This window comes from Paraburkholderia sp. J69-1 (genome assembly GCF_905220255.1).
Lineage (GTDB): Bacteria > Pseudomonadota > Gammaproteobacteria > Burkholderiales > Burkholderiaceae > Paraburkholderia.
In genome coordinates this window covers 102,397-129,226 of record NZ_CAJMZG010000007.1, presented here as the reverse complement: position 1 = coordinate 129,226, position 26,830 = coordinate 102,397, and the positions used below count along the sequence as shown (strand labels likewise).

The window sequence follows — 26,830 nt, the reverse complement described above, 5'->3', positions numbered from 1 at the left end:
TGGGCGTTAGGGTTTGCTGCGGGGTTTGCGGCGCGCCGGAAGTTCGCGCGCGGCTATTGCTTCATGAAGCGCAGCGCGAGCCGCGCGAGAGCGGGCACGACGCTCGGGCGCAGCAGACGCGGATCATAGCCGCTCATGCGCTCGCGATCTTCGCTCAGGCACAGCTCGATCATCTCGCGCGGCTTGAGCGAATCGCCCAGCACGTCGCGATTGGCGGGCAGAAAATTCGAATCCTGCACGGCGCCGTTTGCGTCGATGCCGCGCGCGATCGCCATGCGGTCCCACACCAGTTTGATCCAGATCGCGCCCACCCGCAGCGAATGCCAGGGGCGGCGCCACCACGGCAGATTCTTGCGATACCACGCGACCCAGTTCACGAAGAACAGAATATGGCGCGCCTCTTCCTGAATCACCGGCTCGAAGGTTTCGACCAGTTCAGCAGGAAAAAAGCCCGAGCGCTGTGCGGAACGGAACAGGCCAAACGCGAAGAAGCTGTCGATACATTCGCTGTAGCCCGTAAACATCCACGCCCATTCCGGGTCTTTCGGCGGCGGGTAGCTGGGTTCGGGAGCGAGTTCGATGCCGTAGGCCTGCACGAGATGCGAAAGCACGACCTTGTGGCGCGCTTCTTCGTCGCCGTCCATCTCGATGGCTTCGCGCAGCAGCGGATCGCGCACGGTCTTCGCGTAGGTTTTCACGCGGATCGACGCGCGGCCTTCGGTCTGTACGGCGATGTCCCAGATCGGCAGCGAAGTCAGCCGGCGCAGCGCGTCGGGTTCGAGTTTCGGCCAGTCGAGTACCGCGGGACGGTAGGGATCATGGGTGTCGAGCAACATCCTGCTGAACATCGTGCGATGTTCGTCCGATCCGATCCTGATGGGCCCTGGCGTGCCGTAAGTCCAGCGACGCAGCGCGGCGTCCTGGGCGGCGAGGGCGGTTTCGCCGTCGTCGATGTTCGTCAGGGTTTCGGACATGGAGCGTATATGTGACGGTGATATGACTCCTATTCTGTCACAATCGTAAGGAAAGCCGCTTGCTCACCGGCACTCACGCGCAGCGCCTTTGTTCGTCGATCCACATGCGCGCCCAGCGGCAGGCGTAAGCCAGCGCGTGACGCTCATCGAAGAAATAATCGAGTGCGTCGAATGAAACGATCGTCTGGCGCGTTCCAGCGGCTTGAGTGCCTGATTGCGAGGCTGATTGCGACGCCGCCTGCGTGCCGATCGTCAGATTCGCAGCGTACAGACCATTCGGCAGTTGTTGCGCGCTGGGCGCGACTTCGTAGCCCTTGTAGCGGATGGGTGCGTGCATGGCTTCCTGCTCCTGCTGGTACGTCCTGCTCGTGTGCGAATTGCGCATGTTTGCCTTGCTCCCGCGCGCGGCCGGCGCGCCTTTGCGTGTGCCAGTGTGTGTGCCGATACGGGTTCAGCGTAGGGGCTGGCGTGCGCGGGGGGAACCAATCTTTCGTCGCAAGCAAATCACGGGCGGACTGAAACGGTCAGCAGAATGATCGCGATGAGGCGAGGTTGCGTGCCCGGTTCCAATTTGGCTCCGGCGGCACGTGGCGTCTGTGGGATGGCCGACGCAAGCCGCGCCGATCCGTGCGCTGGCGCGCAAAAGCAAACGAGGCGCCCTCGGGCGCCTCGTCGTGTGTTGCTGGCTGTACCAGCGCGCGGTAATCGATCAGACCGCGACGCTCAGCCGGTCTTCGTTGCGCGCTGCGCCGGGGGCGATCGACAAAGCCGGTTGCGCCGCGCGCTGCGTGTTGAACGCCAGCGCGAATTGCGCGGCCTGCTGGCCGACCGTCGCGAGTTGATCGACGACCTTCGGGTCCGAGCACTGATGCGCGCTCTCGAAGCGCGTTTCGAGCGTGTTGATGCCCGCGCCGAACGGCGTCGGCCAGCCGCGCAGCGCATGCACGATCGAGCGCAGCGAAGTCAGCACCGAACCGGCGGCCTGCCAGCCGTACGCGGTCACGATGCAGCCCACGGCGCGGCCGTCGAGATAGGGGCGTTCATCGGCGCGCAGTTCTTCCAGCGTATCGAGCGCGTTCTTGACGAGACCCGAAACGCCGCCGTGATAACCGGGCGTCGCGATGATGACGGCGTCCGCAGCGCGCACGGCTTCGATCAGTTCGAGCTGGGCGTCGGTGCGGGTGGCGGCTTCGGGCGCATAGTGCGGCAGGCTGTGCAGGAAGGTGCCGCCGAACAGTTGCGTGCGTGCGCCGGCCTGTTCCGCGCCACGCAGCGCGAAGGCCAGCGCGCGTTCGGTGGAGGACGCTTCGCGCGTCGTGCCGCCGATGCCGACGACGAGCGGACGATGTCTGGAATCGGAGATGCTCAAGGGGTGCTCCTCGGATAAGCGGTGGGGGCCCGTCGGGATCGCACCGCACGCGCGGCAACGCGTGTCGGGCTGAGGGCCGGCGCAGGCTTGGCGTTCAAACGGTTTAAGCGAGCGCTTCAGGTCAGAAGTGTCATCTTAGTGACCGCTGCGTCCGGCGCGAAACGACTTTTAGTTCTATCCATATGCCGATCAGGCGGATTCGGCTCTGCGCGGCCGCGCCATATGCATAGCTGAAAGCGTTGGTTGGGCTGGCGGCGGGGTATCGGTACGATGAAACCGTCTCCTCCATGAGCATCTCCTTGACATGGGATTCGGCCCCGCACCGTAAGGTGGCGGGGCCGCTTTTTTTCTGGAGACGGTGGAGCAGCGGGGGCGCCTGAATGCGCTTATTGCGCGCGGGCGACAGGAACGGTGGGAAGCGACTTCAGCGGGTTTTGCTGGCGATGCGCCGGAACGGCGTAGCCGACCTGCAGGACGTTGCCGTCCGGGCCGATCTGCGGCGGGATTTCCGGCAGACCGTCGCTCTTCGTGCGCACGCCGCCGCGTACCGCGCCCTGGCCGGCTGCGCCATCGGGCAGCATCGGCACGGTGGGCGCCGGGGCGCGCATCGCCGGTTCGGCGATCTTGCGCGTGTCCGGGCGCTCCACGCTCGCGAGCTTCTTCTTCGTGTGATGCGCGTGCGCCTTCCTGTCGGGCGATGCGGGATGCGCGCCGGGCGAACGTGCCTCCGGCGGATTCCAGATCTCGGTGTAGTGTTCCCCAGCGAGCGCGGTGGACGCGAGGACGCACAGCATCGTCCCCGTCAAGATGAATCGCACGTCGTGATCTCCGTTTTGATGAACAGACCCGCCTTGCCGCGCCGTCTCGCGCGTGGCGCGGACTGGGCGGGCACGCCCGAAGGCGGCGAAGCCCGGTACGGCAACCGGGCTGCACGCACTGTACATTCGTACAGCGGTGAATGCAAACGTTTGACGGTTCGAGGCGTGCGAGTGTTGCGCCAAAACGGCGCTTTTGCATGCCCTGCGAATCGGTTCTTGCGGACTTTTTCCGACGATGCAGCGACCTGTTTCAGTGACGGATCAGCGCTCCAGAAGCGGTCCGCCATGCAGGCCGAGCCAGCGTCCGTAACTGCGCGGCGAGAAGGCCAGCGTCAGCACGATCATCGCGGTAATCGACACGGCGAGCATGACCCACGCCGCCGTGAATCCGCCCGTGAGATCGCGCACGCGGCCGGCCACGACCGGCGCAAGCGCGGCGATCACGAAGCCGAGCCCCTGCACGAACGCGATGAGCTTCGCCGCGATACGGTGGTCGCCGGAATGATCGAGCGCGGTCACGAGCGTGACGGAGAACGTGCCGCCCAGACCCGCGCCAGCGGCGGCGACCCACAGCAACGGCGCGGCCTCGGGCCACGCGGCGAGGCCCACCACGCCGATCCATTGGAGACACAGCCCGGCGATCAGCCAGGGGCGGCGGTCCGTGAAGCGCGCCGCCGCAAGCGGCAGCAGCAGGGCGCAGGCGGCCTGGAAGACTGTCATCGCGGCCAGCAGCGAACCGCTCGCCGCGACGCTCGCGCCATGCTGCTGGTAATACGCAGGCAGCCAGGCGACGAGACTCGTATAGCCACCGTTGACGAGGCCGAAATGCAGGCCGAGCGTCCAGGCGCGGCGCTTTTTCCAGACCGGCACGGCGGCTTGGTGTTGTTGCGCCTGCGCCTGCGCTGGCGTCGCGCCCGCAGCCGCTCGCGCGCCCCGATTGAGCCATCCCCACAACACGAGTGCGGCCAGCGCGGGCACGGCCCAGATTGCTAGCGCCAGATGCCACGAACCGCCCAGACGCGCCGCGAGCGGGCTCAGGCTCGCGCCCAGCCCGCCGCCGCCCATGATCGACGCCGAGAACAGCCCCATCGCCAACGGGACGCGATGCGCGAAGCGCTGCTTCATCACCGCCGGCAGGAGCGCCTGGATGGCCGCCACGCCCGCGCCCGCCGCCGTTGCGGTGAGCATGAGGGCGCCGCCCGTCGAGGCGAACGCGCGCGCGCCGCAGGCCGCCGCAATCGCAATCAGCCCGAGCGCCACGCCACGCGTCTCGCCGACCTTGCGCGCCAGCAGGCCGGTGCCGAACGCGCCCAGACCCATCGCCACCACGGGCAGGCTGGTGAGCAGCGAAGCGCCATAGAACGACAGGCCGGTGGCGTCGCGGATCGTCGTCATCAGCGGGCTGATCGACGTGAGCAGCGGGCGCAGATTCAGCCCGATGGCGACGATGGTGGCGTACCAGACGACGGCACTGGCGCCGGATGACTGAGAGTGTGCGGGGTCGGATGCGAGAGACATGCGGTCAACCTTTTACGATACATTTGGTTGACCATTATACCTAGTGATTGTCAACAATATGGGTGATGCCGCTATGCTGTGTATAGCGGCATCACCCACCTTATGGCGGGTTACGCCTGGCCGGAGGCCTCGCTACAATGCCGTCTGGCTCCTTTTCCGCACACGGTTTCATGGTTTCTTCGACCCGCTCCGCACGCTCGACCGACTCGCCACAATCGTCTACTCCCGACGATGCCGATGTCGAGGCACAGGTCTACGCTTCGATCGATTCGGCGCTGCTGCAAGGCAAGCTCGCGCCGGGCCAGCAACTGGTCGAGCGGGAACTGGCGGCGGCGTTCGGCTGCACGCGCGGCGCGCTGCGCAAGGTGCTGGCGCGACTGGGCTTCGAGGGCAAGCTCGTGCTCGAACCGAATCGCGGGGCGTTCGTGCCGTCGCCATCGGAAGAAGATATTCGCGCTGCGTATCGGGCGCGGCAGGTGGTGGAAGCGGGCGTGGTCGTGAGTCTGTGCGGCGCGCTGGACGCCGGCATGCGCCGCAAGCTGGCCGCGCACGTACGCAGCGAAAAAAAGGCCGTGCGCGAAGGCCGCGTGGACGAAGCGGTGCGCCTCGCGGGCCAGTTTCATCTGGTGCTGACCGAGCTGGCGGGTGGCGAGGCGCTGGTGTCCGCGCTCGCGCAACTGGTGGCGAAGACGGAGCTGTACAAAGCCTTGTTCGATCCGTCGAAGGCGACCTTATGCGCGCCGGACGAGCACGCGCAGATTATCGAAGTGCTGGAAAGCGGCGAACAGGCCGCAGCGCTCGCGGCCATGCGCGAGCACCTCGACGAGATCGAAGAGCGGGTCGTGCGTCAGGCGCGCCTGCGATCAGGGCACGATCTGAAGGCGGTATTCGCCGGACTGGCGCAATAGGCCCGTAAAACCAGGCCGCTATGGCGCGCAGGCCGCGCGAGCAACTAGCGCGTTTCGGCGACGCGCCGGTTTAATTCCTTCGATGCCGCCAGCGGAATACGCGCATCGTCCCAGGTCGCGAGCCATTCGACTTCCTTGGCGGCGAAAATCTGGCCGTGATTGCGCAGCGCATATTGCAGCGAATCGATAATGTGATTGCGGATGATCTCGGGCGTATGCGGATCATCGAGAACGGTGCGGAAAGCTTCGAGCGTGGCCATCGCATGGCTCCAGCGAGTGTGGCAATACTAGCGTTATTGCACGACAAAAAGCCGCGCGCTACCCTGGAAAAAAATAAACGCCCATAGCGTAGCGATAAAACATGCAGATTTAATCTGGACTGCGTATCAATAAAGCTGGCTCGCTCGCCGCGAAATCCGATGCGGCTTCGTTCGCGCGAATGCCCGTAACACGGCTTGCATGTGCGATTGCTACACTAGCGCATCATGCAAGACAGTCTTGCGCAATCGATGAGGGAAACATCATGGTGCGTTACCGGCACTACAAAGGCGGTTTTTATGAACTCGTTTGCGAGGCGACACTCGAATCCGACCCAACGGTCACGATGATCGTGTACCGCGCGGCCAATGGCACGATCTGGACGCGTCCGGCTTCCGTGTTCTTCGAAATGGTCGAATTCGAAGGCGCGCTCGTGCCGCGTTTCGCTCCCGTGAACTGATTTTTCTATCGGCTTTGTCTACGAGGTCTTAATCAAGATGCGTCTTCTGATTGCGCTTATCGTTCCCTGGTTGCTGTTTTTCACGATCGGCCGCCCGATCGCCGGCATCATTTGCCTGATTCTGCAAATTACGCTGATTGGCTGGATTCCCGCCGCCATCTGGGCGGTTTATTCGCTCAGCCAGTTTCAAACCGACCGCAAGATCAACGACGCTTTCGGCCGTCGCAATTAAAGGCAGTGCCCGCGTAGTCGATCCGCAGTCGATCCGCGGGTAATCGTTACACTCGTAAACTGCGCTCACAATTCAGCGAGAACTTCATAGCGGCTCCGCTTTCTTACATATGGAAAGGGAGCGTGTCATGTTGAAATATTTGCTGATTGCCGGTGCGGCCGCCTTGCTCGGTGGGTGTGCTGTGGCGCCGGGCTATGGTTATGGATACGGTCAACCGGGCTATTACGACTACGGCTACGCGCCAGGGTATGTCGCGCCGGCCTACGGCAGCGTCAATATCGGTGTCTGGGGCGGTGGTGGCGGTGGTGATCGCGGCCATTGGCACGGTGGCGATCACGGCGGCCCGGGCGGCGGTTGGGGCGGTGGACATGGCGGCGGCCATGGTGGACCGTGGGGTCCGCCGGGCGGCGGTCATGGCGGCGGCGGCGGTGGCCGCGGTGGCGGTGGACACGGCGGAGGAGGCGGCCACGGCGGTGGCGGCCGGTAGTGACCGGTAAGTGGCAGGCCGTCATCGAAACCCGCCACACATCGCGCTGCAACCCGGCAGGGATGCAGCGCGTACATGCATCGGCACAAGGCATGGCCGGAAAACGATCAGGCCCGCGGCTCTAAACGAGCGGCGGGCCTGATTGCATTGGGCGCTACGTTACGTACCAAAGGCTGCAAACCTGCAACCTCGATGCGCCGATACGCTTACTGGCCAGACTGCGACGTGCTGCCGGTCGACGGACCGTAAGCCGTATTGGCCTTTTCAGCAGCGATCTTCTGTTCAGCAGCCTGAACGTTTTGCGGATAGTGCATCCAGTCGTTCGGATCGTAGCCGGCTGCGCGCAGCTGGGCCAGTTCGGCGCGAACTTCGGCGCGTGTGACCGGTTGCTGTTGCGATTGAGCGTACGACACGGCCGGGACGGCGACAACTGCGGCGAGGAGCGCGGCTCCAAGAAGCGATTTCATTTCCACTACCTCCGATTTCTTTTTTGAAGGGTTCGCGCGATGGCGTAACCCATGCCGCCAATGTAGGCGTTCGGAGGGCTAGGGTAAATACCTAGAAAACGAATTCAGTGTTCTCCTGGCGACAACAATCGACACGGGTAATTGTCTGATTATTTCGCTCGTGAGGCGCGAAGGTGCGCCGACACGCCGCAAACACGTGTTTCAGGAGGCCTGCAGATTTTCAGCTTTAACGGTCGCGAGCCGGGTGCCGGCAAAAGGATCGTCTTTCCAGTTCACACCGGAGCGTTTCGCCGATTCCGATTCGCCTGCTGGGCGGACCGCAAAATGTTCAATGGATTGCCCTGCACTGGTCGCATTAACGACCCATTGCGGCGTTGCGCCCTGGCCGTCCCAGCTATTACCGGAAGCGTCCCGATACCTGACCGCGCTATTACGGCGCTGATCTTCGGCTATCGAGTTCGCAATAATCTCGGGCGTAATACCAAACTCGGCCATTCTGCGTTGCAGATAGGCCACAATACTATCTCGCTTTCTTTCATCCATCCTGGGTGTCCCCGCTCGGCACGCAGCCATCGATCGGGCTGGTACAAGTCGTATTCCGCCAGGATAGCACAGGTCGGCACTGCAATGCCGTCGAAAGGCACTGCCAGAGCGATTCTCCGCACATTTGCCGACCTGATTTCAAGCCATCAGGTGGTTGGCGGATGCTCGTGAATGTCCTGCCGTTGCGCTGCGCGTTCCTCGGCTTGCTTCTTTGCCATGTGATGGCCAACCATACAGCCGCCAACCGCCCCGACGACGGCATGGTGACCCGCGTAATGTCCGGCCACGCCGCCGACTACTGCGCCTTTGAGGCAGCCAGCGGCGTTGGCCGATCCGGCTGCGGCCAGACCCAAAGTTGCGGCGGCGAACAGCATCGTCATTCTATGTCTTTTGAAACTCATGTTTAAGCCTTTTTCATAATGCAGTGCTAAATCGTTTCAAGCCATTGATTTAAATAATCGGCTTAATTGCCCCAGTCGCCATGATCGCGCCACTCGTGCTCGCGCCAACGATGCTCGCGGCGTTCGTGTTCCCGCCATTCATGTTCGCGCCACTCGCGCGCACGCCAGTCATCGTCGTCGCGATACGCCAGTGCAACCGGCGGCGGGGGCGGCGGGGGCGGTGCGTAGGCGACGGGCGGCGGCGGAGCGACATATTCTGGCTCAGGCGCGTAGGCAACGCCAGGTACGCCGATTCCCACCGCGAGATCCACATGAGCGCTCGCTGCCGTCGATGCGGCCAGTGCCGCCGCGCCCAATACGAGACCGACCATCGTTTTGTTCATTTTCGCTACTCCAGCGCACCTCGAGTGCGTGCAGGTTGAGTACGGTCCGGAGTCTATTGCGCGGTCCTGGATATAGGTGAAACGATGCTGCGAGATTGGTAACAGCGCATGTCATATCCGGAACGCAGATAAAGCGTGATGCGAACGGGTTTCGGATTGCGCAATAAATGAACTGCAAAGGAACGCTGAAAAACGGCAATACGAAAGATCGCGACCAGCAGGTGAACGCATTTGGGGGGCGGAACGCGCTGTCCTGCGCCTAGCAACTTCGAATAGTTTCACTTAAAGCAGCTGGCGGTTTCACTTAAGAACAAGGAAATATCCTTTCCAATCATTGGTCTAGCAGTTTGCGATGCCCAAGGCCAACGTTCTGAAAAAGTGCGAAAAATCTGTCGTTGCTCGGCAACACGGCAAAATCCGCGCACTTCGAATAGTTTCACTTAAGGCGGCGCCGCACCGAGACCTCACCGCGGTCGAGCGCCGCCGCCTTGCCTCAGCTCACTTGCTTCTGGGGCGTCATCCCTGACCTGACGCTGCTTTGATTCTCTGCACGAATTGGCGCCTTTGTTCGACGAGAGCCGCCTCGAGTCCGGGAGTTGAGTGAACACGTGCGAGGCGCTCCTCGACTGTCTCGCTACATCGCGGCGAATCGAGCAACTCAATCTCGAATTCTCTTTCGAGTGCGCGCCGGTACTCCATTAGCGTCTCAAAAAACGTCTGCCGACCATCTTGATGCCGGTCGTGAACATCACCTTGACGTTGGTTATTTCGATTCATGATTGCGACCTAATTTAGCGCAGCCTGTTTGCAATCCGCGAATCCATTCTGGTATGGGGGTATTTCGCCGCCGGTGACTCAGTGCGCTTAGCAACCGACGGCATGCTCTCAGGTCACTTACGGGTGTGCGCCGCCCGGAACCTCTCCGAGCTGCGCGAGAAGACGCGCGGCGAAGTCATCGTCGTAGGCGTCATCTGAGGTCGACATCAGCACTTCGGCTCCGCCGTACTCAAACACTTCGGCCTGCACAGCCGAGAACGTGTTGCTAGCCTCTGCGATGGTAGATTCATCTGCGAAACGACGCGCGTCCTGTCGGACCCGTGCATTCTTCCTCGCCTCCTTGATGTTGCTCCCTTCGAGGACAGTTTCTGGCTTCGCGCGGTTCTTCTCGGCCTTGTCGGTTTGCTTCTGTTGCTTTGACGACAACGTCAATTTGCTACGGCTTCTCGCTTCGGCAGTTTTGTCTTTGTCTGCAGTTTCGGCGTCGTCCGCATTGCGCAACTCAAGCTCCTTCCAGGTCATCACGCCCAGCATTGCGGCATCTTCCTGTGTCAGGTGAAGTTCTCCGCCGCGACCATCAGAGGAGCGCCACAACAACTTCGTCGCGTGCGTGCCGACTCGCTTAAACTCGACGTTCAAAGGTTTGTTGGCTCCGCCGGCCTTTCCTCCGTGCTTGCGCATGTGTTCGTTGTAGAGTTGTTCTAAGCCGTCCGACGTCCACCGCTTGCAGAGGAATCTGACCTTCCCGCCGCGCACCGTTGCCGTCTGCCAAGGGATGAATCGTGCCCAAGCTTCTTCGGGCGTTAAGTCGACACGTTGGTCGGCAACGCGTCGCTTCTGGTACCAGCGCCAGAGCGACGATGGGTTAATCGAGCACTCTTTGGTCTGTCGCATCGCCTCACTACGCAAATGTCGTTTGTTCGCAAACCGATTGACGTGCTGAATTGCCATGAGCAAAAACGTTTCCAATTGCTCTACGGTGATGGGCTGGTCTTCACGTTTAATTTTGCGGAGTTCTTGCGCGAAGAAGTCCTTCTCGCGCGTATAGCCGCCCACAAGGTCCTTCAACAGCTGGACCATGAGGTTGTTCAGGCTCTCACCAACAGATTTCAGGTCGCCCCGTTGCGGTGGCGCATAGAACTGAATCAGCCGCATTTCCGTGCAGGCGGCGTTCACGTCATCAGCGGTGCCTGCGCCGTTGTCTACGAAGACCGCTTCGATGGAACCATGGACCAGATGTTTCCAATATTTAAGTCCTAACTCCTTCGCGCGCTTTTCTTTGGGTATATAGATTGACGCGATACATCGCCGGAATGCCTCGGATTTCTCTCCTTCCATTGCAATCTCGTATCCGACAACGGCGCCGGTGCGCCGTGAAACTGCAAAAATGATGGTGAGGTAAACGTCTTCAATTTTTCCCTTGATGAGTGCTGCGACTGGAATCTTTGCCACGAAGCCGTCGACATCGACAACCTCTGCGTTCATTCCGAAGGTCATGCGTGTCGCTTGACCAGTTCGCGCCGTTGCATACTGTATCGCTAGCCGGCGACCAATCCGCTTCCTACGTGCATCTCCTTTTTCGAGCAGCCGCGCGCGACAGTGATACAAGAACTGTTCTTCGCGAGGTACAAGACGGCGAGGGTATCGCGCATATTGCTTGCCGAGCATCGAGGCGTACGTGCTCTTCAGCGTCTGCTTCCCTTCAATGTAAAACTCTTGCAGCGCCTCGACGAACTTTTTGATATCCGACGGCCGTACGGAGCCACGTCGCGCAATTGGCGCTGCTCCGGCCATTTTCGTTCGCATTTCTGCGCGGCTTTCCGCCCGTGTCTTTGGCCCTGGACGTATCTTGTTGGTACCGACTCGTGATTCCCCGGGGCCGCCTTGCAAATCTGTGCGTCTTGCCAGCCCACGGACAGCGCCGCCGTTGTGAACGTATTTGTGGAACAGTTCAAGTATGTAGGTCTGATATCCCGGTTTTTGCTCCATAGCTTGATAGATATAGCGCAATGCCTCTGACCGTTCTTTTGCGTCGCTGAGCACAAACGGATTGAATACACGATGTTTTTCTCCGTCGATTTCGATGTCAACCTTGCAGAACGCTTCGACGATAGCGTCACGCCGATTCTTTCCTGCAAGGCTGGAAGGCAAAATCGGCTTGTCCAGTTCAGCAAGGTTCGCTGGGGTCACCATCTCGGAAGAAACCAGCCGGACGTCATCGAGCGGCCTATCTTTCGCATCAATTTGCCAGCGTTCCCAGCGTCCGGTGCCTCGCGGGGATGGTTTAGCCTCCGCTGCGATGCGTAGCACGTACAGTGAGCGTGCGGAAGCATCCCAGGTGACAGGGCGGAAAATGAAGCGGCCCTTTTCTCTATCACGTGTGAAAGCTCCGAATCGTACCAGGCCTGCCGGCCAAACATGCTGATGGTAGCTATCGAGAATCTTGCTGCCGAGCAGGGTGTCGGTCACCACTCTCGGTAGGGGCGGAGTTGCGAGTTCTGACATTAAAATCTCCGTTGCAGTTTAGTCAAGCAAAAATAGCGGTTCGAATTTACCGAGCGGCTTCGAGTGATCGATTGTGAGAAAGCCGTATGAGATTGCCGAAGCAAACAGCCGATAAGCATCGTCCGCGCTAACTCTGGACCCTCGGGCGCACCGTTCGAGCACTGAATTGAGCTTGCCGCTTGTGCTGTGCGTCATCAGATAGTGGGCAAATTGCCGAGAGTGTTCATAGAGCTGACGGACGGGCGTCAGCCTGATAAGTGTCCAGAGAAACACGTAGTTATTCACTTCTTGGTGGGGAACTACGCTCGATCGCATCAGCTCCCAAGTCCAGTGCCTTTCATCGGCAAGCCTGCGCTCCTTAATCTCTCGCTTCATGTCTTTTTCATCTGGCACATACTCCGCCGACTTCACTGATATCGCGTGATATCTCAGCTCGAAGTGAGGCGGAAGCGCATAAGTGATGATGATGTCGATGGTTGTCATCTGCGAACGAGGGAGCCGCTGCCCGCGCGCGCGTGCGCGCCAGTAGGCTGCGGGGGAGTAGATGCCGTACTGCTCGCGAAAGTCCAGGACATATGGGTTGAAAAGCATGGCGAGTTGTATGCCAAACTCCGTCAGCGCAAGCGCTTCATAGCGTCGCCCGTGGTAGAAGCCGTGAAACGCGGCTCGGGTGGCCAGAGATGGCTTACGGGCTTCCAGCATTGCCTCGTACGACTCTCCGTGTTCCCAGCCATATTCGTCGAACTCCGGCAATACGATACCTGGTGGCGTCGCGAACGGCCGTGGCAACTCTAGGAGCCGAAAATCCGTCCGGGCAATCAGTGCTGCGTGCGTATCGTCAGCTCTTGGGACTGGAGGCGATTTTCTGACTATCGGCCTATTGAAATCTGGCGTCGTGCTGATGAATGGTCTACGGTGTCGAACACCAGATGAAATGCTGCTGGCCTTTGAATTCATGGTACGGTTCATGTGTTAGGTGAGTCTGCTTCAACGACATTGGGAGATGTCGCCGAGAATTGAACAATGCTTTCAATTAACACGGGTAATTTGACAGAGCGTGGCCGACGCGCACTAGCAGCGCTATGGGGAACTGTTTTTGTTGTGAGTGACGACGGTTGCTTCGTGTTCATGCACACGTGTAGAGCAGCATCAGAAAACGGCACATATCCTTTCAGGAGTTTATATTTTCCAATCCCGAAATCCTGCAAGAGCATTCGAGCGTGTATTTTCCCGCAGTGTCCACGAGCGATGAGTTCATCGTTCTTGTTGAATATTTGTTCTGCGATGTCAATATCTAACTGAGCATACATATCAACACTCAGTTTATAAAATGGAACATCAATTCCAGCTTGATGTAACAATTCTTTTGTCAATATATTTCTGGCATACCCACCAATAATATATGTGATTTCAGTATGGGTTAGGTTTCGATTTTTTGCGTGTATGTCGGAATATTTTTGTGAATAAGGTAGAAAGAATTTTCTACGACATTCTTCAAACCAAGGCAGTCTATATTTGTGTTTTCTAAAATTATTGTATTGATTGTGAGCTTGTAGTGGTTCAGTAGTATTTTTGTAGCCAAACGGGTGATTCGATTTTTCGATTATTTCTTCCACCTTCGACCAGTTGTCGAAGAGTACACACGTTAGCGCAACGCTCTGCAATGGATTTCTAAAAAGCAGACTCCCTTTCAGATACCCTGGTTTCGACTGAACGTGTCCCAGAATCCTCATTCGCTCGAGCACCAGTCGCCACGGGTGCGCATTAAAGAACTCTCGAACCCGACGGAGATTCAACGTTGTTCCTTGGACAAGCCCAATCTCCTCACTTCTTTGTTGAATAGCTTTTGCCAGCGTGTCCCTTGTGATATTTGGGAGATAACTTGGGTCCAGTAGCTTCCGCGTTACACGATGCAGTTCGAGCTCTTGCTCCTGACGTTCACTAGATAAGTCGGTCGACCCAGGCAGAGGTGCAATTCCGCAACCACAATGCAAACCGGGGCGTGCGTGATGGTCTGGGTGAAGCGATCGCGTGATGCAGTTGTCGCATGTCGCAGATGAAAGCGGAATTCCGTGCCTCGAACAGAAGAGGATTCCTGGAACGAGATTCGCGCGATTCCAGAATGGCGCGCCACACAGTGCGATATCTTCCGTTAGGCACTCAACGCAGAACGATGGAATGGTCTTTGCCCAGCCGCCATTGGGGCCATTCATGCCGAGGATCGCCATAATTCCGTGGACCGCGCTATTAGCATAGTGCTTCCTCACAACCTCAACATCCTTTGGAGTGAGGAGTCGCGATTGCAGCGGGAGGAAGCTGTTGAACGGTTCCATGTGTGTGAAGTCTCCATCGGTTCCAAGGAATGATTCGAGAATTGAATCCAGTCGACTAGGCGCGTACCACGTTTGAGGATGGCAATTGTGATAAGCGCGGTCGGCGACTCTTACAAAGTAAAACGGAAGCAGTTCGTCCTTTGAAATAGACGTTATTAGAGTAGGTGCAATTAGTTTCGTCATGCGAAATTATGATCGTGCTACTTCGAGGGGCAAGATTGTGGGAGAAACAATTCAAATTTCGCCACGAAGATGTGCGGACGTTTGAGGAAAGGCTTGGGCTGTGCTTACTCCTCGCGAAGTAGCGGTGTCTTGCTTGATCAAAAGGGGGCAGGCGTTACGTGCGGGTCGCTTCGAGCAGCGTTCTCTTCATCTTGTTGAGCGCGTACTCACGAATACCGAAGGTAAGCCGCGTTTCATATGCAGACTCTCGGCGCGAAGCGTATCCAATCGACTGACTGTCGAGAACGCTTGCCTTGATAATCGCTTCAACCACCGTCGACCGTGATGCTCTCGGTTTTCGCCCGGCGGAGTTGGCTCGAACGGGCAACTGGTTGGCCTCCAGCCACGACCTATCGTGGCGGTAGAGCCATGTCCACAACGCGGGAGCTCGTGTTCGCGTGTCGCTGCGCGAAACTTCAATAGCGAGCGCGCGCACAGCCAGCCACGCAGTCCGTTTCCTGGTCAACGTCGTTTCAGGCGGCGTGCGTGTGGTGCGTGGTCGGAGCTGGGGGCGCTGGGACGGCAGGGGTGGCACCTCACGCGCTAGCATTAGCAATAGCGTCACGAGCGTTGGATGCACGGGGCGTGACTGACGGATCGCGTCCATCGCGAACTCAACGAAGCATTCGTGCGCGGCTATGTGTGTCAACCGCGGGTCTTCGAATCCGGCATTGAAGTAGCTTTTGAACTCGCGGGCGAGCGCCGAAGAGTGGACACGTCCCGACTCGGAGATAAAATTTTTCAGTGTGAGCAGGCCGATAATGGCCGGAAGAGCGGGCTCTCGTGGGCACATGTTGGCCAGGTTGGCAGCGAGTCGTGCGTAACGCATCGAGTTCGCGCGTGCTTCGGCCGATTCGGGCCGTATGAACTGCGCCTCGAACCTGCTCCCGTCGCCGTCGGATTGGAGGAGCGCTTCGTGATATGGGCATCGCGTAACGTAATCCACACAGTGAAGGCAGTGATTCGCTGCTCTGCCGTACTTGCGCCAGTCTTGAGCCGCGCATTCAGGGCAAAGCAGTGCTGTACGGTCGCCGCAGCTTAGGAGGGCGTCGAAACGCGGGCAGGGCGTGCGTCGATTGCCATCGGCGAGCGACAGAGCAAGTTCATCCGCATCGGTCGGCGTCATGCCGAGCGCGTACCAGTACATTAAAGAGTGCCTACACAGGACTTGCGGAACGTTGCCATACGCGTTCTCCGTACACGCGCAGAAGCGTTGCGCACGGCAGGGCAGCGAATTTGCCAGCGGATTCGCTCGCTGTTGGTACGCGCAATGTAGCCGTCGGGCTTCGTCGGAGCCTGTTGTTCTGACGACCATCGCGAGGATAGACACGGCCGTCTCGTCGAGCGCGGGGGGGAAATAAGTGCGGCTACTCATGACGCTGCTCCCGACACCTGTGACGAAGCATTGTGGCCGGCTGCGTTATCCCTCTCGACTGAGAGCGAGGTCTTGGCTTTTACAAGCCTGTTCGACTGATAGTGCTTTTTCGCGAACCAGTCGTCCGGCGCATCAAGGCTCGGCAGCGATTCGATGACCATCTGCAACGGCAGCCAATCCGCATTTCTCATGACCTGCGCTCGCGAGAAATTGCCGCCGCGCAGAGCGCTGCGAATGGCGCCAAGACGAGGTGCTTCGAGGGCTAGCGCGGTGTGTGCCTGCTCCTTGAATTTAGTCTTCGTCAAAGACGTGCAAACGAAATTTGAAGATGCCCAGGCGCGTCCGATGTGTGCGGCCACTTTCACTGCGAGTTCGATACGGCCAAGAGTTTGCGCCCAAATTGCCGAGTAGAACCACTCGGGCGGAGTTTCCGCAAAAGCTCTGAGGTACTTCATCCAAAGCATGAGGGCGACGTTCCGCCACGCTTTTGATGACATGCCAAACGGCGCAATGTCGTAGACGCCGCCGCGCGATAGGTCAGGTTGTGCCCCGCTGTGCTCAATCAGATTCACGGCAGCGCCGGCCGTCGCCACAATGAGCACGGGGATACCGGTTTCTGCGGCTACTGTCGCTAGCAAGCTCCACACGGCCGCTGCGCGTGTTGGGTCGGATTCGCGAGTTGAAACCGGTCCAATTATCAAGACGCCGAGATTGATAGACAGGAGCATTGCCTGAGTTGCCACGGTGGCTTCTTCGTCGCTGATTTTTGACGAACTGAAGCGACCATAGCGGAAGCCTGTGAGGAGTACCCCATCTACTTTCCGCGCAAGCGCCAGATAGAAAGCCCGCGCGCTGCCACTGGACGGGAATTCGTGGACCAGAGTATCCATTCGGAAGAAGCGAATCCATCCTCCGCCATCCGCGACAGGTACATCGACGGCGCGATTGCTCTTTCCGAATACGCGCTGGCATGCGTGGATGAGCGCGCGCTGTCCAAGCCCGTGTCCCACTACTGCAAAGTGAACCTTTGCAGGAACGCCGGGCAGCGCCACGGTAGCCGGGACCGGCGAGCACCGATTTCTCTCTCTCTGGAGAGCGACCTGGTGCGCTGTCATCACCTTCGCCCGGAACTGCTCGCTCGCGAGATTGCGCTCGTACGCGCTTGCACGGGCGGACGCGGTCAAATCGAGTATCAAGCTGCCAAGCACTGGGGTGCCAAGGATGATCTGCTCATCGACCGACAGATAGCCACTAGCAATGTCAGGGACGTGTTCGATTGCTCTGCGTGCTTGCATTGCATTGGAGAAATTGGGCAAAGAGCGAAAGGCTGGATTCTCGCCAGGCAGTGCGACAATTTTAGGGGCCAGATGTGGCAGTTCGCCGAAGGGCGAATTCACGGCGATTTCTGTAAGGCCGGTAGCGGCGTGGTGGGGCGAGGCAGGTAGAACCTCTGTGGTGTCGCTGGGAATAGGCTGCTGCATGGTTTTCTCACAAATTTCAAGGACGACTTCGCCCCCCCCTGCACGTCCGCAAATTCGCGGGCAGGGGTTGACTGGGCACTCCTCATGTGAGACGATTCGCGCGCGACAGCGGTGGGGCCTCTTGGGAGTGCACCATCAGGCGGCGGCTAGGGCGGGAACCTTAGTCGCCGTTTTTCATTTCTGATCGGTGTTTCTGCGAATCTGGGCTAAGGCAAGCAGTCTCTCCGGAATTGATTCGGTTGTGCAAAAGGCTTGCGCACGTACTCGCCTAGGGGCAAGAGGGTTGACAAAACGCCTTTCTGCGCTATACTGCTTAAGATTGGGGTTTTATGCGTCTGCCGTTGGTATTTCGGCTGGCCGGGCGGTATTTTCCCCAATATCTTCAGTCCGCGCAAGTGTCCGTTCTCCGCTGTGGTTTCCCTTGAAGTTCCCCCCCCTTGACTAGTCCGGTTTGAGCGCGGCTCAATCGGAGGTTCTGTCACTCCGCGCCTGTGCGATCCGGTGCTCTGCCTTGCAACGCAAGAAGGTCGATCTTCGCCGGGTACAATCGGCTCCAAACCATCATGTCGTAACCATCATCTATCGCGAAAAGACGCAAGAGAAGTTCGCTGTGTTTTTGGCGATTTTTCTGTCTTTAATCCTAGCTCATTTTTATTTAGATACAAGGGGTGCTGTGCGCGAAGAAGAAACGCCCTGGTCCAATCTGGCTGCGCGTCTAGTGCGTGGTCTCCTCGTAAGAAAGGATTTCAGTTACGCGCAGTTGTCCGAAAATTTGCTCCCGCTCGGCGTAAAGGAGAGCGAGCGGGCACTGGCGTCTCGCGTCTCTCGGGGGCGTGTCAGGTTGAGCCTGCTGCTTCAAATCTATTCGGTCACCGGTGCGAATTTGCCGACACTTTGGGGTGGCGTGCTATCCATCCCCGGTACTTGGGAGCAACGTGCCAGAGCCGTTTGTTTGATGGAATTGTCCCGGCAACCTATGGTCTCTTTTGAAGAGCTTGCACATCGAATGGTTCGTCTCGGAGCAACTTTTTCCGAGGGGACATTGGTTTCGCACCTGGAGCAGGGCACGATTTCTCTCCCGGAGTTCCTGCAATGCGTTGTGGCGTTGGGCAGTTCGAGTCTCGACCACTGGATTGACTACCAGGATCTAGTCGCAGCCGCGCGCGCAGTTCCCATCAGGTAGTTTGGATGATTGCGTCAGACGGCGCTCCTTGCTCTTTTCTCGCTGTAGTCTAGAATTGAAATCGGCGATTTTTACTGCCGATTTAATTACGTTGCGAGTTCGGAGTGGTACTCACCGATCTGGCGCGCGCCTACCCGATTTGAGCGGCGCGTTCCCGGCATGGGCTAGGGACGGGGCGGTGACAGGATTTCATGACTTCGCCTTGTGCTAACTTAATAAAGGTCAGAGAAATGACGACGCCCGACGAAAGAACCAGGTCTGTTGTCGATACGCGAGAGTTTCTTGAGTTGCTTGCACGTGGCGGCGAAATCACCATCTCGGGTCTTGTGCAATCGGTCGCGGTCGGGCTTCTCCGGCACTACCCCCAGCATATCGATATAGATGTGTCAGCTGTGGTCTTGCCTAGCGTCTGGGCTCGCCCCGAGCAGCAATAGACTCAAATGGCCAGTCCGCGGATTTCACCGAATCTGAAGTCGCGGTATCGCGGCTAACGACGCGCGAGTTTCTTGGAAACGTTCTCGGTGACGTACGCGAAGCGTCTGTGCAGTCCGCCGGCGTAGCGTTTCCGCTGAAGGGCCGAGAGTGCTGCAGAGACTGTTGCGCGCGAACTCGCCTCGCTCAACAACTGCAATACGTCGCTAAACGGGAAAGGCCTGAAGGGCAACCCGCTTTCGGCGTGGTATGCGGCCACTACGGAGGCGCGCTATTCGATTCTGACCTGCAAGATGACGCGTGCTCTCTGTTACTGACCGCCAAGACGCTGACTGCGTCAATGCGCGCGCAGATTCCTGAATCAAGAGTCGTGAGATCGCGGGTTGTTGGCAAGAATTGAGCGGCTTGACCCGGCTTCTGGTCGTGCGCAGTCTGCAAGTCCTCTGAAGTATCGCGGAGCGACCGGTAGATCTCGTCTTCGGCCAGATCGAGCTGGCCTTCTCGGATTGCAGTGATCGAAGAATGGCCACTCGCGAATGGCTTTGGCGTCCAACGGATTACCTGAGCACACTGGGGTTCAATCCTGGCGCGCTATGACCCGTTGTGTGCTGAGGCCGGATCTTTTGACGGAAAGACAGTCGAGCGGCTGCCCCCGGGCGATTCGAAGGAGTACAGGTTTCGAATATCTCGCTATTACTGTCCACGTAAGCGCCGCCTACATCTGCTCGTCGAAAGACCAACAATGGAGCATGCAATTGAGTCCTGAATTGGAAGCCAAGCTGTGCACCTCCTACTCGCTGATCTTTGCTGTTGAGAAGACTCTTTGCTCCGATGGAGGGGCCGCGACGTCACAATTTGCCGCCAGGGGCTTCGAATGTGGCGATGGATGGTATGACCTGATCGACGTCCTATGTTTGAACCTTCAACACGCGACAAAAAATGGAGCTCCGCAAGTTGTTGCAGTCGAAGTGAAGGAGAAATTAGGAGGGCTACGCTTTTGCGCGTGCGGTCAGAATGATGAACAGGCGGGCATGATCCAACTAGCTGAGACGATGAGTGCCCGCCTTTGTGACGTGTGTGGCAATCGCGGCAAGTTGGTTCGAAATGGTTGGATCAAGACGCGTTGTCCGCAGCACGAAGACGTCAACAATGAATAAGTCTTTACCTCTGCTAGTTCTGAACGCGCCAACGCCAACGCTCTTTGTTGACTACGACGGAACCCTTCATCGCGGCCATGCGTTGCTTGGCGAAAGCGGTGAGATATCGCTCGATACTGGAAGTCTACTTTTTGAATTTGCTCCGATCCTTGTCAGTTTGCTTATGCCTTGGCCTGATGTCGAAATCGTTCTGACCACTTCCTGGCTCGGAAAACTATCCATAGATCAGGTCGTTTCATATCTTCCGCCGCCGCTCGCGAGCCGGGTGGTCGGCACGACGCAGGGGTATAAGGCGCGGTTTGGCGACTGGAAGATTGGCATCGCCCGTACTTACATAATTCGCGCATATGTATTCCAACACAGGCTGAAGAACTGGCTCGCACTTGATGATTCCGTCTACGGTGCGCGCAGTCTGAGTACCGATTTTTTGCAACTGGAGCCACATCTCGAATTGCTCGACCCGCGTCGCGGCATCGGGGACGCGAAGGTACAGAACCGGATCCGAGACTGGCTCGTCGAAGTACACGGCGCTCACAACGGTCCGTCCTGACGACATCCTGTATGCACAAGTGTTATGTCAGCTGTTGGAGATCCGATGCTGACTGGCTACATGTATTGAGGTTCATCCAGAATTGACTGGTACAAGATTTTTTCCGGATCGTCAGTGATTAAAAATTCGGTGAACGCTCGTACGTCGGTGCGCTACCGTTCGTCCATTGAGTGGCTGCTCAGCCAGTTTCCTGCGTCCGCCGGTCGCAAGATACCAAACGAGTGCTTGTCGCTATATGGCATGTGAAAGTGTTTCGTAAGCGGTTGTACGCCCGACTTCACCGTGCATGCCATTGCATATCTCCAACTCTAAATTACCTTGATGCGTCGTCAACCGATTAAAGGGGAACCTCCGCAGCTGTGTCGGCGGCGGCTTTGCGAAGCACCCGTTCGATGCAGGGATTCGAGTTGTAGCCGTTTGGCCTCGTCCTCTATTCTGACAAGAACTCAAGCTCAGCACCGCGTCCGCTCTCGGTGTCTCCTCTCATCCAGCAGTCAGAGTTGACAGTGTTGGGCGGTTTTGCTTACGATGCTCACGCGGTTCAAGCCGAATCGTGGGCAAGTTGGCGCCCGTCAGTGCACGCACCGGATCATGTCCGGCACGGCAAAGCCAGTTCATTTCCAAGACATCTTTCCCCGGCTCGATGACCTCCACTTGGAGAGCCGGATAACGCGTGCCGTCCCTCGATGCTCTCCAGGAGTCATCCATGGCAGCCGCTACTGCGCCGACGGCGCACACCGCTCCCCCCCAAGACTTGCAGGTCACTGCCGCAGCCCTGTGGACCTTCGTCCATCTCAAGGTCCCGAGCTTCTCCTCAGAGGCCGCGCTCAAGGTGGTCAAAGACCTGCAACCCAAGCCCGATGAGGATCCTAAGGCTCTGGCCAAGAGGCTGCGCAAGGCCTTGAGTGGCGCCGGCATCTCGCTCAAGCATACGGCGGCGCTGGACGCCGCGTCCCGCATCCTTGGTCATTCGAGCTGGCATGCCTGCAATCGGGAGCCATCTGTGCCGAAACTCAAGCTCACTATGATGGTCAAGGCGCCGGAGGAGCAGTTTTCGAGCTGGCATGAGCTTGCGCCAAGGCTGGCCGAATGGCTCGAGGCTTGGCACCAGGTCAAGCCCACCAAGGTGTTCGAAGTCCGCTTCGGGGACGACTTCATTTTAATCTGTGTGCCGGAGCCGGACAAAGAAAGCCAGACAGGCGAGACTGAGATGGTGCCCGCGCTGGTTATCAACCCTATCGGTGAGGGCAATGGGTGGCTGACCGAGGCGCCAGCGGCTTTCGAGATGGTCCGCCGACGACTGGAAGAAACCGAGAAGGCCATCTTGGACGGGGTGGCCACACTCCAGATTTGCGGGCGATACGCGCCTGACGTTCTGGCGAAGCTGCCGGCCGTGCCCCAGCCGGTTACGCCGGATGACACTTGCAACTCGGAACTGGTTCTCCTTCGGGAGGACAACGAGCTGATGCCGGGCGATGGGTTTGAAATCGCCCGTGGCGACGAGATGACGTGCTGGTCCCAACTCGAGCTGGCCGCCAAAAATGAGGCCAAGGGGCAGTCGCTGGATATCTCTTTGGAGGAAGCGGCTTGGCGCGTGGGGAAAGGCCGCTACGTGTGGCAGATGACAACCCTGCACCCCGAGGACTATGTTCCTGGCCAAGTCCACTCGATGCTCACGGAGGCCGAGTCTGAAAAACTTTGGCGGCGATATCGCCTGGCCAAACGCATCCTCGGCGGAAAGGTGAAGCACCACCACGTCACGAAGCAGCTGAAGTACCTGAGTGGCCCGGACGACACCTACCGCGTTGACCTCCATCGGGTCTTTCACGCACTGAACGACGCCGGTTATGACTGGGACTCGTTCTGCGCCGAGACCGGCCTGGAGCAAGAAAATGTCCCCGACGTCAAAGTGGGTTTCGTCATGACGCTGGCTGAGCACCTCAAGCTCAAGGAGCCCAACAAACTCTTTGCTTCGCCGCCTCGGGCGAAGCTGGTCAAGGCCGTCGACGATACCCTCATTCGCTCGCTGATGCCGCGCGTGGACTTCGTGCGCTACCGAACGCCGCGTGACTTGAATCCCGACCAGATCGAGGGCATTCGCGATGCCATCGAGGACTTCAGCGCCTCCATCCGTATCCAGAAGATGCAGCAGCTCGGGCAGTTCATCGACCCCGACGATCCGCTGCCGTACCTCTGCTATGCCGGGGACGGCGAGGAGTTGCGGTTGAAGCTCGCCGCGCTGGGTCTGGAGGCGTATGTCGGCGTGATGCCGCACCTCATTTCCACCGAAGGCATCATCAAGAAGCTGCCCGGCATGTGGTCGTTCGCCTTTGGGCACGCCATCTATCTGGACATCGACCGCATCGAGGAAGGGGCATGAGGAAGAAGTCGAGGGAGACGCTGAAGGCCACGGCCGCAGTTGCGGCTGTGGCCCATGTCATCGACAACGAGCCGGATGGGCACCTGGCAAGTCGCTTGGCCGAAATGCAGGTATCGAAGTCGATTCGGTTTAGAACGATACGGGGTGCCAGCGGCGAAAAGCCGAGCGATATTCGGGAGAAAAGAACACCATGAACCAGGGTGCAACCTGGGGCAAGTGGGATTTGCATATCCACACGCCCGCCTCGTATCAATGGAACGGTAAACGCCTGCGCGATGCCACGACCTCTGCCGAACGGGACGACCTGCTCAAGCAGGTCGTTGAAGGGATCAACAAAAGCAACTGCGTGGCGGTCGCCGTCATGGACTACTGGACCTTCGATGGCGTCCTGAGCCTCCGGGAGTACCTGGGGCGTCCAGGCGCGACGAAATGCTCGGCGACCATTTTTCCTGGCATCGAGCTGCGGATGGTCTCTCCGGGGGACTTCCGCCTCAACGTCCATGTTCTGCTCAATCCTGACCTGTCCGACGACAAGCTGAATGCCTTCAAGGCGCAGCTGAAGTTGAGCCTGACCGGTAAGCCCCTGACGGACGGCTACTTGGTGGAATGGGCTCGGCAGCACCTCAGCGTGGAGCGTCTCAAGGAGCTTGGAGCGACGCCGCAGTTAATTGCAGCCAACGAATCGGCCGCGCTGCTGGCTGCTTCAAAAGCCGCCGAGGTCACTCCTGAGTCGGTGGCGGAGGCCCTGAAAATCTTCGGCGAGCACGACGCCATACTGTTCGTGCCGTTCGATACCAGTGACGGCGTCAACAAGATTCGGTTCCGGGAGCACTATTCCTACCCGCGCGAAATTCTCGCGATGGAGGCGATTTTCGAGGTCGCCAACCCCGCGACCCGAGATGCTTTCATTGGCGTCCGCACGCCGGCTAACGTTAGCTTCTTCGAAGCGTTTACTGCAGCCATCAAGCATCCGAAGCTGGCCGTACGTGGCAGCGATGCCCACCGAGTTGCAGACTACGGGCGATTCCCAAGCGGCAACGCGACCTGGATTAAGGCGCTTCCGACCTTCGCCGGCCTGCTGCAAGCCTGCCGCGAGCCCGCGAACAGGTCCTACGTGGGCGCGCTGCCACCGAAGGTCGACTTCGTTCAGAAGAATCCACAGCTCTTTATCAAGGCGGTCCTTGTACGCAAGCGCGCGGGCGCTCCGGAGCCTGGTGTGTGGTTCAACAACACGACGCTTGCATTGAGCCAAGACCTTGTTGCCCTGATCGGCAGGAAGGGCAGCGGGAAGAGCGCTCTTGCCGACGTAATTGGGGTATTGGGGGATACGCCCAACGAACGCTACTTCTCCTTCCTCTCGGACCAGCGATTCCGTCTCCCGAAAGACAACAAGGCGAGTTCCTTCGAGGCGCAGCTCCAATGGGTGCAGGACACCAAGCAGCCAGAGTGGCGTGTCCTGTCCGAGAACCGGTCAAGCAGCTCGGTGCCTCGGGTCAAGTACCTGCCGCAGCGATACTTCGAGGAGTTGTGCAACGACCACGTCAAAGGGGACGACAGCTTGCTTCAGGGCGAGCTGCGAACCGTTATCTTCTCTCACATCCCCGTCGAAGAAAGGGACGGTGCGGATTCGCTCGACGAGCTCATTAACCTGCGTACCGACGTCATAGAGCGAGATTCCTCTGTGCTGCAGGCGAGTTTGAAGACCGTCAACGCGCGCATCATTCAGTTAATCGAGCAGGTCGATCAAACCGCACAAGACCGGGCTCGAGAGTCTGTTCGGCTGGCTCTGGTTGGGCTGCGTGCACTGCACGAGAAGAGGCCGAAGGTTCCTCCGGCACCGCAGGCGGATGACGAGCCGGCCAAGGCCGCTGCTGGCGCTATTGCCGAGTTGAACGCTCGCATCACCGAGATGGAAGCTCAACAAGCTAGCGCCCAAGCCGAGGTAGAGGTGCAACGTGCGCGTGCCCGCTCCATCGAGGACGTGCTTCAGCGTGTTACCGCCCTGCAGAAGTATGTGGACGACGTTAGCGAGGACTTGACGAAGCGGCTTTCGCCCCTCGGTCTCAAGGTGGGTGACATTGTCCAGCTTATCGTCAACACTGCGCCGCTGTCGGGTCTGGAGGTGACTACGAAGACCAAGCTTGCCGAGCAGCAAGCTTTGCTTCAGCCTGGTGTCGAAGGTGCTCTGCCGGCGCAGCTTGCCAAGCTTAAAGCTAATTTGGCTCAGGAACAATCCACGCTTGACGGGCCGATGCGCGCGCATCAAGAGGCGCTGGCTGCTCAGCGTGCCTGGGAAGAAGAGTGGGTTGCCGCTGTCGGCGCGGCGTACAAAGATGAGTCCTTCCGCGGTAAGTGGCATCGCCTCAAGAACATCCCGGCCCAGCGTGCGGAGCTGGCCGAGCTGCGGAAGAAGCGCGTTCAGCTATCTGTGTCGATTTTGTCGACCCTGCACAAGCGCGCCGAGGTCCTGAAGGGGCTCTTTGCTCCGGTGCAAGCCTTGGTAGATGACGAGCCGCAGATTCGCGAGGCACTCGGGGTACAGTTCTCTGTGCGATTCTCGTTTGAAGCCTTCGCCACGCGGCTCTTCGACTTTATCAAGCAGAACGTTGGCTCGTTCGTGGGCCTGGAAGAGTCCAAAGCTCTGGCCGGCAAACTCTTGGCATTGCACGACCTCACGACCGAGGCCGGCCTGACTGACTTCCTGGCTGAAGTGGACGAGGCGCTGACCCATGACATTCGTAGCGGGCAGCGAAGGCCGGTGTCCACTGCAACGCTCCTACGCGCGGACAGAACAGCCGCGCAGCTTTACGACTTCCTCTACGGGCTCGACTACGCGGACCTCAGCTACGGCCTGATGCTGGGCAGCGTCGAACTCGAGCGGCTGTCTCCTGGTCAGCGCGGCGCACTCCTACTCATCTTCTACCTTCTCGTCGACCGGGACCGCGTCCCGATCATCTTGGACCAGCCCGAAGAGAACCTCGACAACGAGACGGTCTACAATCTGCTGGTTGGTGTGATCACGAGGGCTAAACAGCACCGGCAAGTCGTGATGGTCACCCACAACGCCAACCTTGCCGTGGCCTGCGACGCCGAGCAGGTGATTGTCTGTTCCATGGAGCGGGATGGCTCAAACAAGATTTCCTACGAAGCGGGTGCAATCGAGGAGCTGAACTTGAACCGGTCCGTTGTGAACATCCTGGAGGGGACGAAGCCTGCCTTCGAGAACCGTCGCCGCAAGTACCTCTGAGACCGGGAGCGATGGAAGGCTACATTAGTTCTTGCGATACACCGGCGACTCGGCGGATTGGGGAGTGTACGTCAGCTTCCTGCGAAGCTGTTGTTCGCCCATCGGACTTCACCGGCTGCACTTCAAGCCATGAGCGGACATTCCGTGGAAAGAGCGCTATGAACGATCATGGCCGCTAGCCGTCTCATGCAAATGGCATATGCGGTTCCAGCCTCGCTAGATTTCGAACAGCCGTATACGCCGCTCAACGGACTATCGCACCCGTCGGAGAAAATGGCCGCTTCCGTGAGCAGAGCGGGCTTCCGCATTATTGTTCCGGCTTGCGCCACTGGCATTGTTTTTTAGCCAACCAACCGAAGCATTTTCCAGC

The 26,830-nt window shown here is 58.9% G+C and carries 26 protein-coding genes; 11 read left to right on the top strand and 15 right to left on the bottom strand.

Annotated elements, in window-relative coordinates; genetic code table 11:
• Positions 1–53: 53 nt before the first annotated feature.
• From U5A67_RS14580 to U5A67_RS14560, 5 genes are all read right to left on the bottom strand, one after another.
• The gene (locus U5A67_RS14580) at positions 54–974 is read right to left on the bottom strand and encodes a ferritin-like domain-containing protein (RefSeq protein ID WP_321815121.1); all 921 of its coding nucleotides are present in this window, start codon (positions 972–974) and stop codon (positions 54–56) included.
• Between the two features lie 73 nt (positions 975–1,047).
• A complete protein-coding gene (locus U5A67_RS14575) occupies positions 1,048–1,311 on the bottom strand; it encodes a transcriptional regulator (RefSeq protein ID WP_321815122.1) in 264 nt (87 codons plus the stop codon).
• A 372-nt stretch (positions 1,312–1,683) separates the two neighbouring features.
• Positions 1,684–2,343 (bottom strand): NAD(P)H-dependent oxidoreductase, encoded by a 660-nt coding sequence (locus tag U5A67_RS14570; protein ID WP_321815123.1) that lies wholly within the window; start codon positions 2,341–2,343, stop codon positions 1,684–1,686.
• A 386-nt stretch (positions 2,344–2,729) separates the two neighbouring features.
• Positions 2,730–3,161, bottom strand: a complete 432-nt coding sequence (locus tag U5A67_RS14565) for a hypothetical protein (RefSeq protein WP_321815124.1) — start codon at positions 3,159–3,161, stop codon at positions 2,730–2,732.
• A gap of 261 nt (positions 3,162–3,422) precedes the next feature.
• Positions 3,423–4,679, bottom strand: coding sequence for a cyanate transporter (locus U5A67_RS14560; RefSeq protein ID WP_321815125.1), 1,257 nt, complete (start codon positions 4,677–4,679; stop codon positions 3,423–3,425).
• 170 nt (positions 4,680–4,849) lie between these two features.
• Here U5A67_RS14560 and U5A67_RS14555 point away from each other — a divergent pair, with 170 nt between their 5' ends.
• On the top strand, positions 4,850–5,587 hold the full coding sequence (locus tag U5A67_RS14555) for a GntR family transcriptional regulator (RefSeq protein WP_321815126.1): 738 nt from the start codon (positions 4,850–4,852) through the stop codon (positions 5,585–5,587).
• A gap of 44 nt (positions 5,588–5,631) precedes the next feature.
• On the opposite strand, the gene U5A67_RS14550 is transcribed toward U5A67_RS14555, so the two are convergent.
• Positions 5,632–5,847, bottom strand: coding sequence for a hypothetical protein (locus U5A67_RS14550; RefSeq protein WP_205985370.1), 216 nt, complete (start codon positions 5,845–5,847; stop codon positions 5,632–5,634).
• Positions 5,848–6,110: 263 nt separating this feature from the next.
• Between U5A67_RS14550 and U5A67_RS14545 the strand changes: the two genes are divergently transcribed.
• The 3 genes from U5A67_RS14545 to U5A67_RS14535 all read left to right on the top strand — a co-directional run bounded on the left by U5A67_RS14545 (position 6,111) and on the right by U5A67_RS14535 (position 7,024).
• A complete protein-coding gene (locus tag U5A67_RS14545; protein WP_205985369.1) occupies positions 6,111–6,305 on the top strand; it encodes a DUF1653 domain-containing protein in 195 nt (64 codons plus the stop codon).
• A gap of 37 nt (positions 6,306–6,342) precedes the next feature.
• Positions 6,343–6,537 (top strand): YqaE/Pmp3 family membrane protein, encoded by a 195-nt coding sequence (locus U5A67_RS14540; RefSeq protein WP_205985368.1) that lies wholly within the window; start codon positions 6,343–6,345, stop codon positions 6,535–6,537.
• A 127-nt stretch (positions 6,538–6,664) separates the two neighbouring features.
• On the top strand, positions 6,665–7,024 hold the full coding sequence (locus U5A67_RS14535; protein ID WP_321815127.1) for a hypothetical protein: 360 nt from the start codon (positions 6,665–6,667) through the stop codon (positions 7,022–7,024).
• 206 nt (positions 7,025–7,230) lie between these two features.
• On the opposite strand, the gene U5A67_RS14530 is transcribed toward U5A67_RS14535, so the two are convergent.
• The 9 genes from U5A67_RS14530 to U5A67_RS14490 all read right to left on the bottom strand — a co-directional run bounded on the left by U5A67_RS14530 (position 7,231) and on the right by U5A67_RS14490 (position 17,511).
• Complete coding sequence (locus tag U5A67_RS14530; RefSeq protein ID WP_205985366.1) at positions 7,231–7,491, bottom strand: DUF4148 domain-containing protein; 261 nt, start codon at positions 7,489–7,491, stop codon at positions 7,231–7,233.
• A gap of 201 nt (positions 7,492–7,692) precedes the next feature.
• Positions 7,693–8,034: an H-NS family nucleoid-associated regulatory protein gene (locus U5A67_RS14525; protein ID WP_205985365.1), complete on the bottom strand. Its 342-nt coding sequence runs from the start codon at positions 8,032–8,034 to the stop codon at positions 7,693–7,695.
• Positions 8,035–8,180: 146 nt separating this feature from the next.
• Entirely contained in the window at positions 8,181–8,414 is a 234-nt protein-coding gene (locus U5A67_RS14520) for a hypothetical protein (RefSeq protein ID WP_241023958.1), read from the bottom strand.
• A gap of 83 nt (positions 8,415–8,497) precedes the next feature.
• Positions 8,498–8,818 (bottom strand): hypothetical protein, encoded by a 321-nt coding sequence (locus U5A67_RS14515; protein ID WP_321815128.1) that lies wholly within the window; start codon positions 8,816–8,818, stop codon positions 8,498–8,500.
• An 894-nt stretch (positions 8,819–9,712) separates the two neighbouring features.
• Complete coding sequence (locus U5A67_RS14510) at positions 9,713–12,100, bottom strand: hypothetical protein (protein WP_321815129.1); 2,388 nt, start codon at positions 12,098–12,100, stop codon at positions 9,713–9,715.
• A gap of 18 nt (positions 12,101–12,118) precedes the next feature.
• On the bottom strand, positions 12,119–13,057 hold the full coding sequence (locus U5A67_RS14505) for a hypothetical protein (protein ID WP_321815130.1): 939 nt from the start codon (positions 13,055–13,057) through the stop codon (positions 12,119–12,121).
• An 8-nt stretch (positions 13,058–13,065) separates the two neighbouring features.
• On the bottom strand, positions 13,066–14,433 hold the full coding sequence (locus U5A67_RS14500; RefSeq protein ID WP_321815131.1) for a hypothetical protein: 1,368 nt from the start codon (positions 14,431–14,433) through the stop codon (positions 13,066–13,068).
• A gap of 337 nt (positions 14,434–14,770) precedes the next feature.
• The gene (locus U5A67_RS14495) at positions 14,771–16,030 is read right to left on the bottom strand and encodes a TnsD family Tn7-like transposition protein (protein WP_321815132.1); all 1,260 of its coding nucleotides are present in this window, start codon (positions 16,028–16,030) and stop codon (positions 14,771–14,773) included.
• Complete coding sequence (locus U5A67_RS14490) at positions 16,027–17,511, bottom strand: hypothetical protein (RefSeq protein WP_321815133.1); 1,485 nt, start codon at positions 17,509–17,511, stop codon at positions 16,027–16,029. Before U5A67_RS14490 ends, U5A67_RS14495 begins: the two co-directional genes overlap by 4 nt.
• Positions 17,512–18,022: 511 nt before the next feature.
• Here U5A67_RS14490 and U5A67_RS14485 point away from each other — a divergent pair.
• The 7 genes from U5A67_RS14485 (at position 18,023) to U5A67_RS14455 (ending at position 26,460) form a co-directional block, all read left to right on the top strand.
• Complete coding sequence (locus U5A67_RS14485; RefSeq protein ID WP_321815134.1) at positions 18,023–18,694, top strand: DUF6471 domain-containing protein; 672 nt, start codon at positions 18,023–18,025, stop codon at positions 18,692–18,694.
• A 191-nt stretch (positions 18,695–18,885) separates the two neighbouring features.
• A complete protein-coding gene (locus U5A67_RS14480; RefSeq protein WP_321959715.1) occupies positions 18,886–19,128 on the top strand; it encodes a BPSL0761 family protein in 243 nt (80 codons plus the stop codon).
• Positions 19,129–19,881: 753 nt separating this feature from the next.
• Positions 19,882–20,283, top strand: coding sequence for a hypothetical protein (locus U5A67_RS14475; RefSeq protein ID WP_321815136.1), 402 nt, complete (start codon positions 19,882–19,884; stop codon positions 20,281–20,283).
• A complete protein-coding gene (locus U5A67_RS14470; protein ID WP_321815137.1) occupies positions 20,276–20,833 on the top strand; it encodes an HAD domain-containing protein in 558 nt (185 codons plus the stop codon). Before U5A67_RS14475 ends, U5A67_RS14470 begins: the two co-directional genes overlap by 8 nt.
• Before the next feature lie 706 nt (positions 20,834–21,539).
• Complete coding sequence (locus U5A67_RS14465; RefSeq protein ID WP_321815138.1) at positions 21,540–23,213, top strand: hypothetical protein; 1,674 nt, start codon at positions 21,540–21,542, stop codon at positions 23,211–23,213.
• A complete protein-coding gene (locus U5A67_RS14460; RefSeq protein WP_321815139.1) occupies positions 23,210–23,407 on the top strand; it encodes a hypothetical protein in 198 nt (65 codons plus the stop codon). The genes U5A67_RS14465 and U5A67_RS14460 overlap by 4 nt, the downstream gene beginning before the upstream one ends.
• The gene (locus U5A67_RS14455) at positions 23,404–26,460 is read left to right on the top strand and encodes a TrlF family AAA-like ATPase (RefSeq protein ID WP_321815140.1); all 3,057 of its coding nucleotides are present in this window, start codon (positions 23,404–23,406) and stop codon (positions 26,458–26,460) included. Before U5A67_RS14460 ends, U5A67_RS14455 begins: the two co-directional genes overlap by 4 nt.
• Positions 26,461–26,830: the final 370 nt, after the last annotated feature.

Excerpts from the sequence above, each read along its gene's own strand:
- U5A67_RS14580 (WP_321815121.1), bottom strand. The coding sequence starts at position 974 with ATGTCCGAAACCCTGACGAACATCGACGACGGCGAAACCGCCCTCGCC.
- U5A67_RS14575 (WP_321815122.1), bottom strand. The coding sequence starts at position 1,311 with ATGCACGCACCCATCCGCTACAAGGGCTACGAAGTCGCGCCCAGCGCG.
- U5A67_RS14560 (WP_321815125.1), bottom strand. The coding sequence starts at position 4,679 with ATGTCTCTCGCATCCGACCCCGCACACTCTCAGTCATCCGGCGCCAGT.
- U5A67_RS14555 (WP_321815126.1), top strand. The coding sequence starts at position 4,850 with ATGGTTTCTTCGACCCGCTCCGCACGCTCGACCGACTCGCCACAATCG.
- U5A67_RS14550 (WP_205985370.1), bottom strand. The coding sequence starts at position 5,847 with ATGGCCACGCTCGAAGCTTTCCGCACCGTTCTCGATGATCCGCATACG.
- U5A67_RS14545 (WP_205985369.1), top strand. The coding sequence starts at position 6,111 with ATGGTGCGTTACCGGCACTACAAAGGCGGTTTTTATGAACTCGTTTGC.
- U5A67_RS14540 (WP_205985368.1), top strand. The coding sequence starts at position 6,343 with ATGCGTCTTCTGATTGCGCTTATCGTTCCCTGGTTGCTGTTTTTCACG.
- U5A67_RS14535 (WP_321815127.1), top strand. The coding sequence starts at position 6,665 with ATGTTGAAATATTTGCTGATTGCCGGTGCGGCCGCCTTGCTCGGTGGG.
- U5A67_RS14530 (WP_205985366.1), bottom strand. The coding sequence starts at position 7,491 with ATGAAATCGCTTCTTGGAGCCGCGCTCCTCGCCGCAGTTGTCGCCGTC.
- U5A67_RS14525 (WP_205985365.1), bottom strand. The coding sequence starts at position 8,034 with ATGGATGAAAGAAAGCGAGATAGTATTGTGGCCTATCTGCAACGCAGA.
- U5A67_RS14520 (WP_241023958.1), bottom strand. The coding sequence starts at position 8,414 with ATGACGATGCTGTTCGCCGCCGCAACTTTGGGTCTGGCCGCAGCCGGA.
- U5A67_RS14515 (WP_321815128.1), bottom strand. The coding sequence starts at position 8,818 with ATGAACAAAACGATGGTCGGTCTCGTATTGGGCGCGGCGGCACTGGCC.
- U5A67_RS14510 (WP_321815129.1), bottom strand. The coding sequence starts at position 12,100 with ATGTCAGAACTCGCAACTCCGCCCCTACCGAGAGTGGTGACCGACACC.
- U5A67_RS14505 (WP_321815130.1), bottom strand. The coding sequence starts at position 13,057 with ATGAATTCAAAGGCCAGCAGCATTTCATCTGGTGTTCGACACCGTAGA.
- U5A67_RS14500 (WP_321815131.1), bottom strand. The coding sequence starts at position 14,433 with ATGGAACCGTTCAACAGCTTCCTCCCGCTGCAATCGCGACTCCTCACT.
- U5A67_RS14495 (WP_321815132.1), bottom strand. The coding sequence starts at position 16,030 with ATGAGTAGCCGCACTTATTTCCCCCCCGCGCTCGACGAGACGGCCGTG.
- U5A67_RS14490 (WP_321815133.1), bottom strand. The coding sequence starts at position 17,511 with ATGCAGCAGCCTATTCCCAGCGACACCACAGAGGTTCTACCTGCCTCG.
- U5A67_RS14480 (WP_321959715.1), top strand. The coding sequence starts at position 18,886 with ATGACTTCGCCTTGTGCTAACTTAATAAAGGTCAGAGAAATGACGACG.
- U5A67_RS14470 (WP_321815137.1), top strand. The coding sequence starts at position 20,276 with ATGAATAAGTCTTTACCTCTGCTAGTTCTGAACGCGCCAACGCCAACG.
- U5A67_RS14465 (WP_321815138.1), top strand. The coding sequence starts at position 21,540 with ATGGCAGCCGCTACTGCGCCGACGGCGCACACCGCTCCCCCCCAAGAC.
- U5A67_RS14460 (WP_321815139.1), top strand. The coding sequence starts at position 23,210 with ATGAGGAAGAAGTCGAGGGAGACGCTGAAGGCCACGGCCGCAGTTGCG.
- U5A67_RS14455 (WP_321815140.1), top strand. The coding sequence starts at position 23,404 with ATGAACCAGGGTGCAACCTGGGGCAAGTGGGATTTGCATATCCACACG.